Source organism: Rhodoferax sp., from assembly GCF_034519335.1.
In the GTDB taxonomy this organism is placed as follows: Bacteria; Pseudomonadota; Gammaproteobacteria; order Burkholderiales; family Burkholderiaceae_C; genus Allorhodoferax.
This window is the reverse complement of the sequence record NZ_JAXHOL010000028.1, coordinates 1-14,492: the sequence shown is the minus strand read 5'-3', so window position 1 is coordinate 14,492 and position 14,492 is coordinate 1. Positions and strand designations below refer to the sequence as shown.

Genomic DNA, 14,492 nt, shown 5'->3' with positions numbered 1-14,492 from the left:
GAACACCATGGCAATGTACCTTATTGGCGATGTGCAGGGCTGCGACGCAGCGCTGGCGCAGCTTCTCCAGCGCATCGACTTCTCCCCCAGCCGCGACGCGCTTTACCTGCTGGGCGACCTGGTCAACCGCGGCCCCAACTCTGCTGGCGTGCTGCGCCGCCTGATGGGCTACGGTGCATCGGCCCGCTGCCTGCTGGGCAACCACGACCTGCACCTGCTGGCCGTGGCGTATGGCGCGCGCAAGCCCAGTCGGCTGGACACGCTAGACGACCTGCTGGCCGCCGCCGACCGCCCCGCCCTGCTGGACTGGCTGCGCCAACAGCGTATGGCGATGCTGGAACGGATTGGTGGGTTAGACCTATTAATGGTCCATGCCGGCGTATTACCTGCGTGGACAGCTACCAAAACCATAGCATTGGCTGCGGAGGTGGAGACCGTGCTGCGCTCGGACGACGTGGGCAGCTTCTTCCAGGCCATGTATGGCAATGCGCCAGAGCAATGGGACGACGACCTGGCGGGCATCGAGCGCTTGCGCGTGATCGTGAATGCGCTCACTCGCATGCGCTTCTGCACGCCCGAAGGCGCCATGGAATTTGTCAGCTCCGGCCCCGCCGACCAAGCACCTGCGGGCTACCTGCCTTGGTACGACGCGCCGGGCCGCCAAACGGCCAACGTGGCAGTAGCGTTTGGCCACTGGTCCACCTTGGGCTGGCTGGGGCGGCCCGATGTGCTGGCGCTGGACACCGGCTGTGTGTGGGGGGGCTGCCTCAGCGCGCTGCGGGTAGAAGCTGGTACCAAGGAAGGCGCCCTCTGGCGCACCGAGCTGCTGCAGGTGCACTGCGAGCAGTCGCAAAAGCCGGGGGAATAAACCGCAGGGCAATAAAAACGGCGCACCAGGCGCCGTTTTTATGGGACAGCTGAAACGCTTATTCAGATTTGAACAGCGCGGCCACCTTGCGTTTGGGCTTGATGTTGGCCGAGATGCTGCGCGTGGCGGGGCGGGCAGATGCCTCCCAAGACGGGGCAGCGTCCGCAGCCGCACTGGGCTCGTAGGGCTTGTCGAAGAACGGATCGCGCGAGGCTTGTACCGGGCGGTTGTAATCGTTGCGCGGCGCACGGGGCACACGCCCCCGGTCGCCATCGTCACGCGGGCCACGGCCCTCCCCACGTCCACCACTGCGGCCGTTGTCGCTTACAGCGCTGCCGTCTTCGTGGTACATGCGGCGGCCATCGTTGATGCGGCCTTGCTTGCGGATGTCGGGCTGGTCTTCTTCAAACTCCACGGCTTCGAGTTCGATCTTGGTCTTGATCAGCTTCTCAATGTCGGCCATCAGCCGCGCATCGTTGCCGCCGCCCACAAAGGTCACGGCCAAGCCGGAGGCGCCCGCGCGGCCAGTGCGGCCAATGCGGTGCACATAGTCTTCGGCGTTGAAGGGGATGTCGAAGTTGAACACCGCGGGCACGTCTTTGATGTCCAGACCACGCGCGGCCACATCGGTACACACCAGCAGGTCCACTTCGCCCTTCTTGAAGGCATCCAGAGCCTTGAGGCGCTCGTCCTGGCTCTTGTCACCGTGCAGGGCGGCGGTCTTCAAGCCTTCGCGCTCCAGCGAACGGGCCAGGCGGGCACAGCCCAGCTTGCTGTTCACAAACACAAAGGCTTGCTTCATGCCGCGCTGCTTGAGGATTTGGTGCAGGGCGTGGCGCTTGTTGTCTTCACCCACGCTGTAGAAGTGCTGCTCCACTGTAGACGCCGTGGCATTGGAGCGGGCCACTTCAATGGTGACGGGGTTTTGCAAGTAGCTGTTGGCCAGGCGCTTGATCTCGGGCGAGAAGGTGGCGCTGAACAGCAGCGTGGTGCGCTGCTTGGGCAGGTAGCTCAGGATGCGCTGCAGGTCCGGCAGGAAGCCGATGTCGAGCATGCGGTCGGCTTCGTCCAGCACCACGTACTCCACCTGGTTAAGCACGGCGTTCTTGGCTTCGATGTGGTCCAGCAGGCGGCCTGGGGTGGCTACCAGCACTTCCACGCCTTTTTTCAGCTCCAGGGTCTGGGGCTTCATGTCCATGCCACCAAACACCACGGCGCTGCGCAGGTTGGTGTGCTTGGCGTACATCTTGACCTGTTGGGCCACTTGGTCGGCCAGCTCCCGCGTGGGCAGCAGCACCAGCGCGCGCACAGGGTGGCGGGCGGGGGATGTGGAGGGGTTTTCGTGCTTCATCATGCGCTGCAGCAGGGGCAGCGCAAAAGCGGCGGTTTTGCCGGTACCAGTCTGGGCAGCGCCCATGACGTCCTGGCCGGTCAACACTACGGGAATGGCCTGCGCCTGGATGGGCGTCATGGTTTCGTAGCCCATTTCGGCTACGGCGCGTGCAATGGGTGCGGCCAGCTGCAGCTGGGCGAAGGCCATGATGGGAGTGTCGGCCGTCAGCTCGTTGGACGGCAGGGAGGTGGGAGTCAGTTCAGTAGTCAAGTCGGTCAGGCATAGCCAGAAAAGGTGCTATCCATCCGATAGCTGATTGCGCCCCGACGCCGGGGGCAACCCCGTATTATCCCCCACTCCCGTGAAACAGCAATTTCCCCACCGGGCCACCCGCGCGGGGGTAAGGTTTCAGCGCCGGGCCGCCCCAAGCTGAAACGCGCCCCCTTGGGGGGCAGCAACCCGCGCAGCTGCGGAGCGTGGGGGTCAGATTGCTCGGCTGGAGAAAGTGTCGCAGCCCTTGACGCTGCCGGTTTTCAGGCCCTTGTCGAACCAGCGCTGGCGCTGGGCACTGCTGCCATGGGTAAAGCTCTCGGGCACCACCGCTTGGCCGCTGCCGCGCTGCAGGGCGTCGTCGCCAATTTTGGCCGCTGCATTCATCGCCTCCGCCACATCGCCTTCTTCCAGCAACTGGCGCGCATTGTTGGCATGGTGCGCCCAGACGCCGGCAAAACAGTCGGCCTGCAGCTCCAGGCGCACGCTCAGGGCATTGCCCTCGGCTTTGCTCACACGGCTGCGCGCCTCTTGTACCTTCTCACTGATCCCCAGCAGGTGTTGCACATGGTGGCCCACCTCGTGGGCGATCACATAGGCCTGGGCGAAGTCGCCCGGGGCGCCGAGCTGCTTTTGCAGGGTTTCGTAAAAGCCCAGGTCAATATAAACCTTCTGGTCCGCAGGGCAGTAAAAAGGACCCATGGCGCTCTGGCCCTGGCCGCAAGCGGTGGAGGTGGCGCCACGGAACAGCACCAGCCGGGGCTTTTGGTAGTCAGCACCACCCTTCTTGAACACATCGGTCCACACGTCTTCGGTATCGGCCAGCACGGTCGATACAAACCTGGCCATGCGGTCATCCGCTGGTGGACGTTGCGCGGGGGCCTGCTGCACCATGGGTGCGGGGCCGCCCTCGCCGCTCAGCATCCCCAGAATGGTGAGCGGGTTGATACCCAGCGCCCAGCCCCCCAACAGCGCCACCACGATAGTGCCCACGCCCAACTTGCTGCCCAACAGGCCGCCTAGCAAACCACCCAGGCCGCCGCCACGGAAACCGCCACCCGCCCCACCACTGCGGCGGTCTTCCACGTTATCGGATTGGCGATTGCCTTCCCATTTCATGGTGTGGGTTTCTCCAGGGTGGGGCTTTCAATGAACTGGGCCAGCTCAGACGACCAATCGGCCGACTCAGGGTGCAGTTCCTGGAGCGATGCAATCTCGACACCGGCATCGGCCAACATTTTTTCAGAGGCGCCGTTGATGCGCTCCTGGTGCGCCTTTTTGTCCAGATAAATTACACGTTTGATACCCACCTGGATGATGGACTGCACACAGCGGGGGCAGGGGTATTGGGTGGCGTAAATGGTGGAGCCGTGCAGCGGGAGCGAGGTGCAGTTGAGGATGGCGTTTTGCTCCGCGTGCACGATGTAGCTGTGGCGCGAGTTCAGCGGGTCGTTGTCGTCGTCCTGCCAGTAGTGCGCGTCATCGTCGTTGCAGCCGCGCGGCAGGCCGTTGTAGCCCACACCGGAAATCTTGTTGTCGGGGCTGACGATGCAGGCGCCATTGCGCTTGCGTGCGTCTTTGGACCGGCCTGACGCCAGCAGCGCGACGCCCATGAACATCGAATGCCAATGGAGCAGGGGAAGATTTTTCATGTCCCCGAGCCTATCATTCCTGCCGGGCTGGCACCAACGCCCCCAAACTGCGCACCCGGCTGTCACGCCGCTCCAGCAAAACCGACGCCGCAAACACAAACAAGCCAATGAAGGACAGGAAGGCGCCCACATACCCCGTAGCGGCGTAGCCGTAGCCCCAGGCAATGGCCAAGCCGCCCAACCAGGCCCCCAAGGCGTTGGCAATGTTGAAGGCCGAGTGCATGGACGCAGCGGCCAGGGTCTGGCCGTCTGAGGCCACATCCATCAACCGGGTTTGGATGGCCGGGCCGGCGGCAAAGGTGCAGCCGATCAGGAACGAGGTAAAGCACAGCATCCATGGTGATGCGGCAGTGAGGCTGAACAGCGACATCACCACGATGTTGAACACCAGCATGCCGCCAATAGTGCCCATGAGGTTGATGTCGGCCAACTTGGAGCCCACTACGTTACCCACATTCATGCCAATGCCAAACAGCACCATGATCAATGGAATCATGCCCGCTGGCATGTGCGCCACCTCGGTCGCCGTGCTGGCAACATAAGAGAAGATGGAGAACATGCCGCCAAAACCGGTGGCTGCCAATGTGAGAGTGAGCAGCACCTGCGGATGGGTGAAGGCCACTAACTCGCGCACCACACCGGCCCCCTCTGAGGGCTTGTCACGCGGCAGGTAGATCCAGATCAGCGTCACCGTCAACACGCTAATGAGCCCGACTGCCAGGAACATGACGCGCCAACTGAGGTATTGCCCAAACAGCGCCATGAGTGGGGTACCTATCAGCGTCGCGCCGGTCAGCCCCAGCATCACGTAGCCCACCGTGCGGGCCCGCATGTCCAGCGGCACCAAAGACGCCGCCACCAGCGCAGACACGCCAAAGTAAGCGCCGTGTGGTAGGCCGGACAGAAAGCGCAACACGATGAAGCTCACAAAATCCGGCGCCAGCGCGCTGGCCAAGTTGCCGACGGCGAAGACCGCCATGAGGATGAGCAGCAGCGTGCGGCGCGAAGACTTGGCGCCAGCGATGGCAATCAGCGGTGCGCCCACCACCACGCCCAGGGCATAGGCACTGATGACGTAACCGGCCTGCGGGGTGATGACAACAAAGGTGCGTGCCACATCGGGCAGCAGGCCCATGATGGCGAATTCGCCAGTGCCGATGGCGAAGCCACCGCAGGCCAGCGCCAGAATTACCAAGACAATCTGTAGCCGTGTCAACGGCCTCGCTTCTGCAGTCGCAATCATTGGGTCCCCGGGGTTGAAGCCCGGAACTATACGGGATAACCCTAAACCCCTCCGAAGAAACGCTATAAAATCAGGAGCTTCGTGCGCAATGAATACGTGGGCTAGAGGCCTAAATGGCTTGAAATAGCGTCTCCCGCAAGAAATCCACCATCACCCGCACCTTGTGGGGCAGATAGCTGCGGCTGGGGTAGACGATCCACGCGGCCGTGTCAAAGGTGGTGGCCGTGGCGGCGTAGCCGGGAAAGAGCGGCACCAACAGCCTCTTGGCCACGGCATCAGCCACCAACCAGTCGGGCAGCAGTGCAGGCCCCAGGCCGGCCAAGGCGGCGGTCAGCAAGGCACTGGCGGGCGCCAGAGTCAAGTCGCCCTGGATGGCCACGCGCTCTTCCTGGCCCTGAGTGTCCCGAAACAACCAGTGCGAGCGGTAGGCCCGCAGGTTGAACAACAACACCCTGTGCGCAGACAGGTCTGCAGGCTGCACAAGAGGCGCATGCTTGGCCAGGTACTCCGGGCTGGCATACACCCTGTAGCGCGTGTCCATGAGCTTAGCGACGACCACATCGCCGTCGATGGCGGGCGCAAGGCGGATCGCCAAGTCGATGCGCTCCGTCACCAGATCCACGTTCGCATCGCTGAACACGCATTCAACCTGCAAATCCGGGTAGCGGGCACGAAACGCGCCGAGCAGGGGCACGATGCACATTTGCCCGAATGTGACCGATGCGGTCAGGCGCAACAGGCCGCGCGGCGCACTGCTGACCTGCGCGGCCGCCTCACGCGCATGTTCCAGCTCTTCCAACAAAGGCTCCAGCCGCGCCAGGTAGATCTCCCCCGCTTCGGTCAGGGTCATGGAGCGGGTACTGCGCTGAAAAAGCCGCAAACCCAATTCGCCCTCCACATCGGCAATGGCGCGGGACACGGACGATGGGTCCACCCCCCGCTCTTTGGCCACGGCGGCAAAGCTGCCCCGCCGGGCCACGGGAATGAGCAATTGCAGATTGTCTAGGTTCATTCATGCATTATTTGCACGTTAACAGTGCAAAGCAATATCTTTGTCAACGTGATGATCATCAATAAAGTCCATTCCCAGGACAACAACAACGGGTTGTTGGCCACCATCTAGAAAGACCCACCATGACCACCTTCACCTCTTACACCCTCGACAACGCCCCCGCAGCGTCTCGCGCCAAGCTGGCCGAAGTCGCCCAGGCCTGGGGCTTTTTGCCCAAGCTGCATGGCAACCTGGCCGAAAGCCCGTTGGCGCTCACGGCCTACGACACCCTGTTTGGCTTGGTAGCCGCCCAGTCCACCCTGACACCCATCGAGCAGCAGGTCGCCTACCAGGCCATCAACGTGCTGCACCAGTGCGAGTACTGCACAGCCGGCCACACCTATCTGTCACGCATGGTGAAGATGGAGGAAGCCGCCATTGCAGCGCTGCGCAATGGCAAGCCCGTCCCCGACGCCCGCTTGCAGGCGCTACGCACGTTTACCGAGGCGGTGGTGCGCGAGCGCGGCTTCGTCAGCGACGCCACGGTAGACGCCTTCATCGCCGCCGGCTTCAGCAAGGCCCAGGTGTTGGAGGTGGTGACGATTGCGGCGACCAAGACGATTTCCAACTACACCAACCACCTGACCAAGACCCCGAAAGAGTCTTTCATGGCCGACCCGGCCCTGGGATGGGTCGCACCCCGCAACGGCGCGCAGGCCGCGTGAGGCAGACCATGCAAACCATCGCATTCTTGGGACTGGGCGCCATGGGCTCGCGCATGGCCACCCAGCTCCTGAAGGCGGGTTACCCCGTTACCGTATGGAACCGAGACCCCGCCAAGGCCGGGCCCCTGCTGCAACACGGCGCCACGCTGGCAGCCAGCCCGCGTGAAGCGGTGCAACACGCAGCGGTGGTGATCTCCATGCTGACCGACGACAGCGCCGCGCGCGGCGTTTGGCTGGATGCGCACACCGGGGCCGTCGGCGGCTTGCTGCCGAGCGCGGTGGCGATCGAATGCTCGACCGTCAGCCCGGTGTGGGTGCGGCAGCTGTCCGAGGCGGTGCAGTCGCGCAGCGCCCAGCTGCTGGATGCACCGGTGGTGGGCTCCCGGCCCCAGGCCGACGCCGCGCAACTGGTGCTCATGGTGGGCGGTACGGGCGACGCCTTGGAGCAGGTGCGCCCCGTGCTTGCCACCATGGCGGCCAAGGTCTTGCACGTGGGCGCAGTCGGCCAGGGTGCGGTGCTCAAGCTGGCAGTCAACGCGCTGTTTGCGGCCCAACTGCACAGCGTGGCCGAGCTGCTGGGCTTCCTCACCCGCAACGGCTACGCACCCGACCACGCAGCGCATCTGCTGGGAGAGTTCCCCATCGTGGCAGCACCGATTGCCGGCGCCGCCAACATGATGGCAACCGGGAAGACGGCGCCTTTGTTCACCATTGACCTGATGGAGAAAGACTTGGGCTACCTCTTGGACACAGCACGGGCTAGCGGCGCAGAGCTGCCCAGCGCCGACAAGGCCCGTGCGGCGTTTCAGCGCGCGCAGCAGCGGGGCTTGGGGGGAACCAATGTAACTGGCTTAGCGGCGGTGTTTGCGTGAGCGGGTTTGCGAAGGCCTGGCCTAAATCGCCTGGGAAATAACGGTCCGCTCTATCAGCCTGTCATCGCCGAGCACGATCAAGCTAAACAGCAGCTCGTCCAGGTTGGACGCCAGCGCAGTCTTGCGGGCCAGCAGCGGCGTGGCCTGGGGGTTCACCACCACAAAGTCAGCCTCGCAGCCAGGCTGCAGGTTCCCCACCACGCCACCCAGCCCCAACGCCGCCGCCGCACCCGCCGTGTGCTGCCACCACAGGTGCTGGGGCGAGAGCGACAGGCCGGGCTTGGTTTGGCCCTCGCGGCCCACGTAGTAAGCGGCCAGCATGGTGTGAAAAGGGCTGAACGAGGTACCACCGCCCACATCGCTGGCCAAACCGTACTGGTAGCCCACGCGGTTGGCACCCTCGTAGTCAAAAAAGCCACTGCCCAAGAACAGATTGCTAGTGGGGCTGACGGCCGCGGCCGAGCCGGTGTCGCGCATCAGCGCGCGGTCGTCGTCGTCAAAGTGGATGCAGTGGGCGTAGATGGCGCGGTCGCGCATCAGGCCAAAGTCGTCGTAAGTGGCCAGGTAGCTGCGGGACGCCGGGAACAGCTCGCGCGCCCAGGTGATCTCGTCCTTGTTCTCGGCCACATGGCTCTGAATCCAGACATCGCCGTACTGCTTGGCCAGCTCGCCCGCGCCGCGCAACTGGGCCTCGGTGCTGGTGGGCGCAAAGCGCGGGGTTATGGCGTAGCCCAGGCGGTCCACGCCGTGCCAGCGCTGGATCAGCGCCTCCGTATCGCGCAGGCTTTGCTCGGTGCCGCTCACGCCGCCCTGCCCTTGGTTCAGCAAGTCGGCCGGAGCATGGCGGTCCATCAGGCACAAGCCGGTGATGAGGCGCATCTGCTGCGCCTGGGCCTCGGTGAACAGCGCGTTGACTGACGCGGGGTGCGAGGTGGCAAAGGTGAGCGCGCTGGTGACGCCATTGCGCAGCAGCTCTGCTACAAAAAATGTAGCTGCTTGCGCACTGTATTCGGGCGCTGCAAAGCGATTTTCTTCTGGAAAGGTGTAGTTTTCCAGCCAGGGCAGCAGGCCCGACGCGGGTGACCCGATGACGTTGGTCTGCGGGTAGTGGATATGCAGGTCGATAAAGCCCGGCGCGATGATGCGGCCCGGCAAGTGCTCCACCGTCAGTTGGGGGTACTGGGGTGCGATGGCGCTATAAGCGCCTATGGCCTGCACCACCTGGGTGCCCTGGGCATTGGGGCCGACGACGAGCAGGCCATCGGTTTCAAAACGGGCCTGTCCCGGCGCATCGGGGGCAAACCACAAGAGGGAGGCGCGATAGGCTTTCATGCGAGTAAGCATATATCGCAGCGCAGCAATGTCCATACCAAGGCACGCATAGCCCCTATGGGCAGCGCCACAGGGTCAGGCCCGCAGTGTGCAGCTGTCACCAATGCCTTCGCGCCACACACGCACCTGCCACAGGCCGCTGAACTCTTGTGCCATGGCGCGCCAGATGAAGGCGGCCAGATTCTCCAGCGTGGGTGGGCCCAGGCCTTCCACCTCATCCAGCAGATGGTGGTCCAGCTGCGGGCGCAGCACGGCTATGGCGTTGCGCAGGTGACCGAGGTCCATCACCATGCCGGTGTCTTCGTCGGCATTACCGGCCACGGAAACTTCCGCATGGTAGGTGTGGCCGTGGATACGGCGACTGCCAGCCACCTCTTCTGCGTCGTCCAAATTGCGCTTGAGGGTGTGGGCCGCATCGAAGAAGAACTTTTGGCTCACCTCGCAGCGGCGAGGAATGGGGATGGCGGGTGCTTGGGTCATCGGATGCCTGTGATCTTGTGGGTTTGCAGGGACAGGCGCCACTGCGGGCGCTCCAGGCATTGCGCAATGCAGGCCCGGGTGTTGTCGGTGCGCAGGATGTTGTCCATGGGCTGCAGATAGCGGTGCTCGAAATCCGCCGCCTCGCACTCGGCCAGCGTGATGCCGGGCTGCGGCCAGACCAGCTTGAGCTCATGCCCGCTGCGCTGCACCCAGGTGGAGCCCGCCTTGGGGCTCACGCAGATCCAGTCGATGCCCTCGGGCGCCAGCACTGTGCCGTTGGTTTCCACGGCAATCTGGAAGCCACATGCATGCAGCGCGTCAATCAGCTCCGCGTCCACCTGCAGCAGTGGCTCGCCGCCGGTCAGCACCACAAAGCGGTTAGCCGCATCGGTGTCCGGCCACTGCGCCGCAATGCGGTCAGCCAGCTCGGCCGCCGTCTTGAACTTGCCGCCCAGCGTGCCGTCGGTGCCCACAAAGTCGGTGTCGCAAAACTGGCAGACGGCGCTGGCGCGGTCTTGTTCGCGGCCGGTCCAGAGGTTGCAGCCGGCAAAGCGGCAAAAGACCGCAGGGCGGCCCGCGTTGGAGCCCTCGCCCTGCAGCGTGTAGAAGATTTCTTTGACTTGGTAGGTCATCGCGGCCTCAGTAGCTGAGCTTGCCCAACACGCCAGCCACCAGCCAGTTCATGCCCAGGATGTCGGCATCACTCAGGGTCTTGCCCTTGGCAATCACGAGCTTGCCTTCGTTGTCCAGCACGTCGGCTTGGGCCTTGAAGGGGTGCAGCTTGCCCGCAGCAATGTCCTTCTGGCGCTGCAGCACTTCCGCCTGCACGGCCTTGGGCACCTTGCTGCCAAAGTCGCCCACACGAATCATCCCGTCCTTCACGCCGCCCCACACGTTGCCGCTTTTCCAGCTGCCGTTCAGCACGGCCTGGGTGCGCGCCGTGTAGTAGGCGCCCCACTGGTGGGTCACCGCCACGATCTGCGCGTCCGGTGCCACCTTGCGCATGTCGGAGTGGTAGGCCACGGCGAACTTGCCGCGCTCCTGGGCGGCAGCCATCACGGCGGTCGATCCCGTGTGGAAGGCGATCACGTCCACACCCTGGTTAAACAGCGTCATGGCGGCATCGCGCTCGCGCGGCGGGTTGAACCACTCACCCAGCAACACCACCTTGACCTGCGCCTGCGGGTTGACCGAGCGCATGCCCAGCGTGAAGGCGTTGATGCCTTGCAGCACCTCGGGGATGGGAAAGCCCGCCACGTAGCCAGCCAGCTTGCTCTTCGTCATGCGGCCCGCAGCCACACCGGCCAGGTAGCGGCCCTCGTAGTAGCGCGCGTTCGCCGTGGCCACGTTGGGCGCCGTCTTGTAGCCGGTGATGGACTCGAACTTCACGTCCGGAAACTCCTGCGCCACCTTGAGCGTGGGCTCCATGTAGCCAAAGCTGGGCGTGAAGATGAGCTGGTAGCCCTGGCGCGCCAAGTCACGGATCACGCGCTCGGCGTCCGGGCCCTCGGCCACGTTTTCTACGTAGGTGGTCTGCACCTTGGCCTCCAGCGCGGCGGCCACAGCCTGGCGGCCTTCCTCGTGCTGGCGCACCCAGCCGGCATCACCCAGAGGGGCGACGTACAGAAAACCAAGCTTGAGCGGCTGGTCTTTGGCAGGGTCTGTGGTTTGGGAAATGGCGCTGTGGGGCGCGCAAAGAAAACAACAAGCGGCCACGAACGTGGCTGCGAGGTTTTTATACATGGTAGTCCTCTACATGGCCCTGATACATCGAATCCAGCGCTTCAGGGCAGCGGCGCCGGGCGGGTATTTTACGCCAAGCGGCATAATTGAGAATAATTCTTGTTTAATGCACTTGTTCTGCCATGCCCCCGTCCCATGTGTCTTTTCCCGAATCCGCCCACGATCTGGCCAGCTGGACGCCCGCCGACTGGCAAGCCATCATCACTGGTGAGGCCGCCTCCTCTGCACAGTGGATGCTGCACAGTGCCCGACTGGGCCATGCCGATGCACAAACCGTCCTGGGCCAATGGCTGCTGAACGGCCATGGGCTGGACCGTGACCCCGTAGGCGCACTGGCCTGGTTTCTCAAAGCGGCCGCGCAGGGCCACCCCATGGGCATCAACATGGCGGGCCGCTGCTATGAAAACGGCTGGGGCGCGAATGCCGACTTTGTGGCAGCAGCCAACTGGTACCGCCAGGCCGCAGCCAAGGGGCTCGACGCCGGCATGTACAACTACGCTAACTTGCTGGCCACCGGCCAGGGGGTGAAGCAAAACCCGGCAGAGGCCTTGCAGTGGTACCGCAAGGCTGCGGACCAGGGCCATGCCAAGTCCATGACCAAGATCGGTTTTTTCTACGAAGACGGCCGCGTAGTGGCGCAAGACAGCGCAGCGGCGTTTACGTGGTTCGAGGGCGGCGCGCGCGGTGGCGACTTTCGCGGCCAGTACAACTACGCCAGCATGCTGGCAGCACGCGGCCAGATGGACGAGGCGCTAGTCTGGTTGCGCAAGGTACCGCTGACCGCTACCCCTGGCTACAAACGACTGGTGGGCGAGCAACTGCTGCAGTCGCCCCACCCGGCCTTCCAGGCCGTGGGGCAGCAGATGCTGCTTGCACTGTCCAGCGCGGTAGCACCTTCACAAGCCACGCCAGCATGCGCAGCAAAGACACGGGCTGAGGCACCCGCAACTCCAGTGCGACCTCTGACTGCGCCCTGATTTCCAGCCAGCCCGATACCTGCACACAGTGCACGGCGCCGCGTGACAGCGGCATGCGATGGACCAGCAGGCCGTCGTCCAGCAACGTGCGCTGCACCAGCACGACGGAGCCACTGGCGACCCGAATCACCGCGCCACGCGGCATGTGTTCAAACAGGGACTGCCCCTGGGCCAGCAGATGCTGACCGATAGGACACGATGCGGATCCGCTGGGCATAGATCACCTCCGGGTTGCTGTGTTGGAAGAAAAAAGCCTCGCCGCACGGGGTCTGGCACTGGGGAAATCGTAGGGCGGACCGCATGTTGGCAACAGGCACAGCGGCGCACTGTCTTGGCCAGAACAGATGCAGTGCTGGGCATCTGTTACGGTACGCTTTTGATAAATCTGTATCTGTTTTCCCCGCCCCAGATCAAGGACTATCGGCCATGGACACCGCATTGATCGCCCCAGGACGCGCGCCACAGCCTGCGACAGAACCTATCTACCAGCGCCTTGCCACGCACTACCGCAGCGCGATCCAGGCGGGGTCGCTGGTCGTGGGGGACCGCATGCCCTCGCTCCGCGCCCTGATGCGCCAGCACGAGGTCAGCCTGTCCACCGCCATGCAACTGAGTCGGCAGTTGGAGAGTGAAGGCTGGCTGGAGGCGCGTCCACGTTCGGGCTACTTTGTTCGCAGGCCCCTGCGCAACACGCTGGCCACGGTGAGCGAGCCGCGCATGGACGTCACACCCGACCCGGCGCAGTACGTCGGCATCCATGCCCGGGTATCCGACTTCATCGCCCGTGGCCGGATGCACATGGTCAAGACCAATCTGGCCGTGGCGCGCTGCGCGCCCGAGCTCTACCCCGGCGAGGCCTTGAAACTCGCCGCCATGCGGGTGCTGCGCACGCACCCCCAACTGCTGGTGTCGGCCTCGTCGCCACGGGGCAACCCGGCCTTTCGCGCGGTGCTGGCCAAGCGCGCCCTAAGCCTGGGTGTGAGGCTGTCGCCCGACGAAGTGCAGATCACCAACGGCTGCATTGAAGCGCTGAACCTGGCCCTGCGAGCTGTGGCGCAGCCCGGCGACACCATTGCCGTGGAATCGCCCACCTTTTATGGCCTGCTGCAGGTGCTGGAAGCACTGGGCCTGCGCGCGCTGGAGATACCGACCAGCCCCCAAACTGGCATCTCGCTGGACGCACTGGAAATGGCGATGCAGACCTACGACAACATCAAGGCGGTGGTGGTGGTGCCGCATCTGCAAAACCCCTTGGGCAGCATCATGCCGGACGCCCACAAACAAGGTCTGGTGCAGCTCTGCGAACGCTATGGCACCCCGCTCATTGAAGACGACACCTACAGCGAGCTTGTCAACGAAAGCACGCGAGGCGATGTACCGCTGCGTGCCATGAAATCCTGGGACACCACGGGGAATGTGATTTATTGCGCCTCGCTGCACAAGATCCTGGCACCCGGCGCACGCGTGGGCTGGATGACGGCAGGCCGCTGGCAGGCGCGCGTGGAAATGCTCAAGTTCAGCCAGACCCGCAGCAACGAAGAGCTGTCACAACTGGCACTGGCGGACTACATGGCGTCGCCCGCCTATGACCGCCACTTGCGCCGCCTGCGCAGCACGCTGCATGTGCAGCGCGAAAAAACGGCGCAGGCCATTGCCAGCTATTTTCCGGAAGGCACCCGCCTGAATGTGCCCGATGGCGGGCTGTCGCTGTGGGTGGAGTTGCCGCACAAGCTATCGAGTCGACGCGTGTTTGATGCGGCCCTGGCGCAGCAGATTTTGGTCACACCGGGGCAGATGTTTTCCAACTCGTTGCGGTTCGACTCCTACCTGCGTATCAACTGCGGCTGGCCGCACCAGCAGGACGTGGAACAAGGCCTGCGCCGCTTGGGGCAGATCGTGACCACTTTGCTGGAGACCCCGACGTAAATGCCCAGGTCGTTACCTGAATGTCTCAAACACCGCGTCCAGCCTTTGCACGTACTGCTGGCGCAATGACGCATCGATGA

At 64.0% G+C, this 14,492-nt stretch carries 14 protein-coding genes; 5 read left to right on the top strand and 9 right to left on the bottom strand.

The features are described 5' to 3' along the window. The first annotated feature begins 7 nt into the window (after positions 1 to 7). A complete protein-coding gene (locus U5O12_RS12040) occupies positions 8 to 868 on the top strand; it encodes a symmetrical bis(5'-nucleosyl)-tetraphosphatase (protein ID WP_322578868.1) in 861 nt (286 codons plus the stop codon). A gap of 58 nt (positions 869 to 926) precedes the next feature. On the opposite strand, the gene U5O12_RS12035 is transcribed toward U5O12_RS12040, so the two are convergent. The 5 genes from U5O12_RS12035 to U5O12_RS12015 all read right to left on the bottom strand — a co-directional run bounded on the left by U5O12_RS12035 (position 927) and on the right by U5O12_RS12015 (position 6,378). Continuing rightward, on the bottom strand, positions 927 to 2,408 hold the full coding sequence (locus tag U5O12_RS12035; protein WP_322579018.1) for a DEAD/DEAH box helicase: 1,482 nt from the start codon (positions 2,406 to 2,408) through the stop codon (positions 927 to 929). Between the two features lie 276 nt (positions 2,409 to 2,684). Then, positions 2,685 to 3,590 carry a neutral zinc metallopeptidase gene (locus U5O12_RS12030; protein ID WP_322578867.1) on the bottom strand — a complete coding sequence of 302 codons (906 nt, stop codon included), beginning with the start codon at positions 3,588 to 3,590 and terminating at the stop codon, positions 2,685 to 2,687. Beyond that, complete coding sequence (locus U5O12_RS12025) at positions 3,587 to 4,123, bottom strand: dCMP deaminase family protein (protein ID WP_322578866.1); 537 nt, start codon at positions 4,121 to 4,123, stop codon at positions 3,587 to 3,589. The genes U5O12_RS12030 and U5O12_RS12025 overlap by 4 nt, the downstream gene beginning before the upstream one ends. 13 nt (positions 4,124 to 4,136) lie before the next feature. Then, positions 4,137 to 5,366 (bottom strand): MFS transporter, encoded by a 1,230-nt coding sequence (locus U5O12_RS12020; protein WP_416221485.1) that lies wholly within the window; start codon positions 5,364 to 5,366, stop codon positions 4,137 to 4,139. 109 nt (positions 5,367 to 5,475) lie between these two features. Beyond that, positions 5,476 to 6,378: a LysR family transcriptional regulator gene (locus U5O12_RS12015; RefSeq protein ID WP_322578864.1), complete on the bottom strand. Its 903-nt coding sequence runs from the start codon at positions 6,376 to 6,378 to the stop codon at positions 5,476 to 5,478. A 122-nt stretch (positions 6,379 to 6,500) separates the two neighbouring features. On the opposite strand from U5O12_RS12015, the gene U5O12_RS12010 reads away from it, so the two are divergent. Both U5O12_RS12010 and U5O12_RS12005 read left to right on the top strand, forming a co-directional pair. Next, complete coding sequence (locus U5O12_RS12010) at positions 6,501 to 7,082, top strand: carboxymuconolactone decarboxylase family protein (RefSeq protein ID WP_322578863.1); 582 nt, start codon at positions 6,501 to 6,503, stop codon at positions 7,080 to 7,082. Positions 7,083 to 7,090: 8 nt separating this feature from the next. Then, entirely contained in the window at positions 7,091 to 7,954 is an 864-nt protein-coding gene (locus U5O12_RS12005) for an NAD(P)-dependent oxidoreductase (protein WP_322578862.1), read from the top strand. Between the two features lie 21 nt (positions 7,955 to 7,975). Here U5O12_RS12005 and guaD read toward each other — a convergent pair whose 3' ends face one another. The 4 genes from guaD to U5O12_RS11985 all read right to left on the bottom strand — a co-directional run bounded on the left by guaD (position 7,976) and on the right by U5O12_RS11985 (position 11,509). Next, positions 7,976 to 9,286, bottom strand: coding sequence for a guanine deaminase (guaD, locus tag U5O12_RS12000; protein WP_322578861.1), 1,311 nt, complete (start codon positions 9,284 to 9,286; stop codon positions 7,976 to 7,978). 75 nt (positions 9,287 to 9,361) lie between these two features. Further along, complete coding sequence (locus U5O12_RS11995; protein WP_322578860.1) at positions 9,362 to 9,766, bottom strand: 6-carboxytetrahydropterin synthase; 405 nt, start codon at positions 9,764 to 9,766, stop codon at positions 9,362 to 9,364. Beyond that, entirely contained in the window at positions 9,763 to 10,398 is a 636-nt protein-coding gene (gene queE, locus U5O12_RS11990; RefSeq protein ID WP_322578859.1) for a 7-carboxy-7-deazaguanine synthase, read from the bottom strand. The genes U5O12_RS11995 and queE overlap by 4 nt, the downstream gene beginning before the upstream one ends. 7 nt (positions 10,399 to 10,405) lie before the next feature. Next, positions 10,406 to 11,509: a BMP family ABC transporter substrate-binding protein gene (locus tag U5O12_RS11985; RefSeq protein ID WP_322578858.1), complete on the bottom strand. Its 1,104-nt coding sequence runs from the start codon at positions 11,507 to 11,509 to the stop codon at positions 10,406 to 10,408. A 122-nt stretch (positions 11,510 to 11,631) separates the two neighbouring features. Between U5O12_RS11985 and U5O12_RS11980 the strand changes: the two genes are divergently transcribed. After that, positions 11,632 to 12,486 (top strand): tetratricopeptide repeat protein, encoded by an 855-nt coding sequence (locus U5O12_RS11980; RefSeq protein ID WP_322578857.1) that lies wholly within the window; start codon positions 11,632 to 11,634, stop codon positions 12,484 to 12,486. A gap of 426 nt (positions 12,487 to 12,912) precedes the next feature. Further along, a complete protein-coding gene (locus tag U5O12_RS11975) occupies positions 12,913 to 14,412 on the top strand; it encodes a PLP-dependent aminotransferase family protein (RefSeq protein WP_322578856.1) in 1,500 nt (499 codons plus the stop codon). Positions 14,413 to 14,492 lie beyond the last annotated feature (80 nt).

Bases quoted from the DNA above. Each gene is read 5' to 3' on its own strand.
- U5O12_RS12040 (WP_322578868.1), top strand. From the start codon at position 8: ATGGCAATGTACCTTATTGGCGATGTGCAGGGCTGCGACGCAGCGCTG.
- U5O12_RS12035 (WP_322579018.1), bottom strand. From the start codon at position 2,408: ATGGCCTTCGCCCAGCTGCAGCTGGCCGCACCCATTGCACGCGCCGTA.
- U5O12_RS12030 (WP_322578867.1), bottom strand. From the start codon at position 3,590: ATGAAATGGGAAGGCAATCGCCAATCCGATAACGTGGAAGACCGCCGC.
- U5O12_RS12025 (WP_322578866.1), bottom strand. From the start codon at position 4,123: ATGAAAAATCTTCCCCTGCTCCATTGGCATTCGATGTTCATGGGCGTC.
- U5O12_RS12020 (WP_416221485.1), bottom strand. From the start codon at position 5,366: ATGATTGCGACTGCAGAAGCGAGGCCGTTGACACGGCTACAGATTGTC.
- U5O12_RS12015 (WP_322578864.1), bottom strand. From the start codon at position 6,378: ATGAACCTAGACAATCTGCAATTGCTCATTCCCGTGGCCCGGCGGGGC.
- U5O12_RS12010 (WP_322578863.1), top strand. From the start codon at position 6,501: ATGACCACCTTCACCTCTTACACCCTCGACAACGCCCCCGCAGCGTCT.
- U5O12_RS12005 (WP_322578862.1), top strand. From the start codon at position 7,091: ATGCAAACCATCGCATTCTTGGGACTGGGCGCCATGGGCTCGCGCATG.
- guaD (WP_322578861.1), bottom strand. From the start codon at position 9,286: ATGAAAGCCTATCGCGCCTCCCTCTTGTGGTTTGCCCCCGATGCGCCG.
- U5O12_RS11995 (WP_322578860.1), bottom strand. From the start codon at position 9,766: ATGACCCAAGCACCCGCCATCCCCATTCCTCGCCGCTGCGAGGTGAGC.
- queE (WP_322578859.1), bottom strand. From the start codon at position 10,398: ATGACCTACCAAGTCAAAGAAATCTTCTACACGCTGCAGGGCGAGGGC.
- U5O12_RS11985 (WP_322578858.1), bottom strand. From the start codon at position 11,509: ATGTATAAAAACCTCGCAGCCACGTTCGTGGCCGCTTGTTGTTTTCTT.
- U5O12_RS11980 (WP_322578857.1), top strand. From the start codon at position 11,632: ATGCCCCCGTCCCATGTGTCTTTTCCCGAATCCGCCCACGATCTGGCC.
- U5O12_RS11975 (WP_322578856.1), top strand. From the start codon at position 12,913: ATGGACACCGCATTGATCGCCCCAGGACGCGCGCCACAGCCTGCGACA.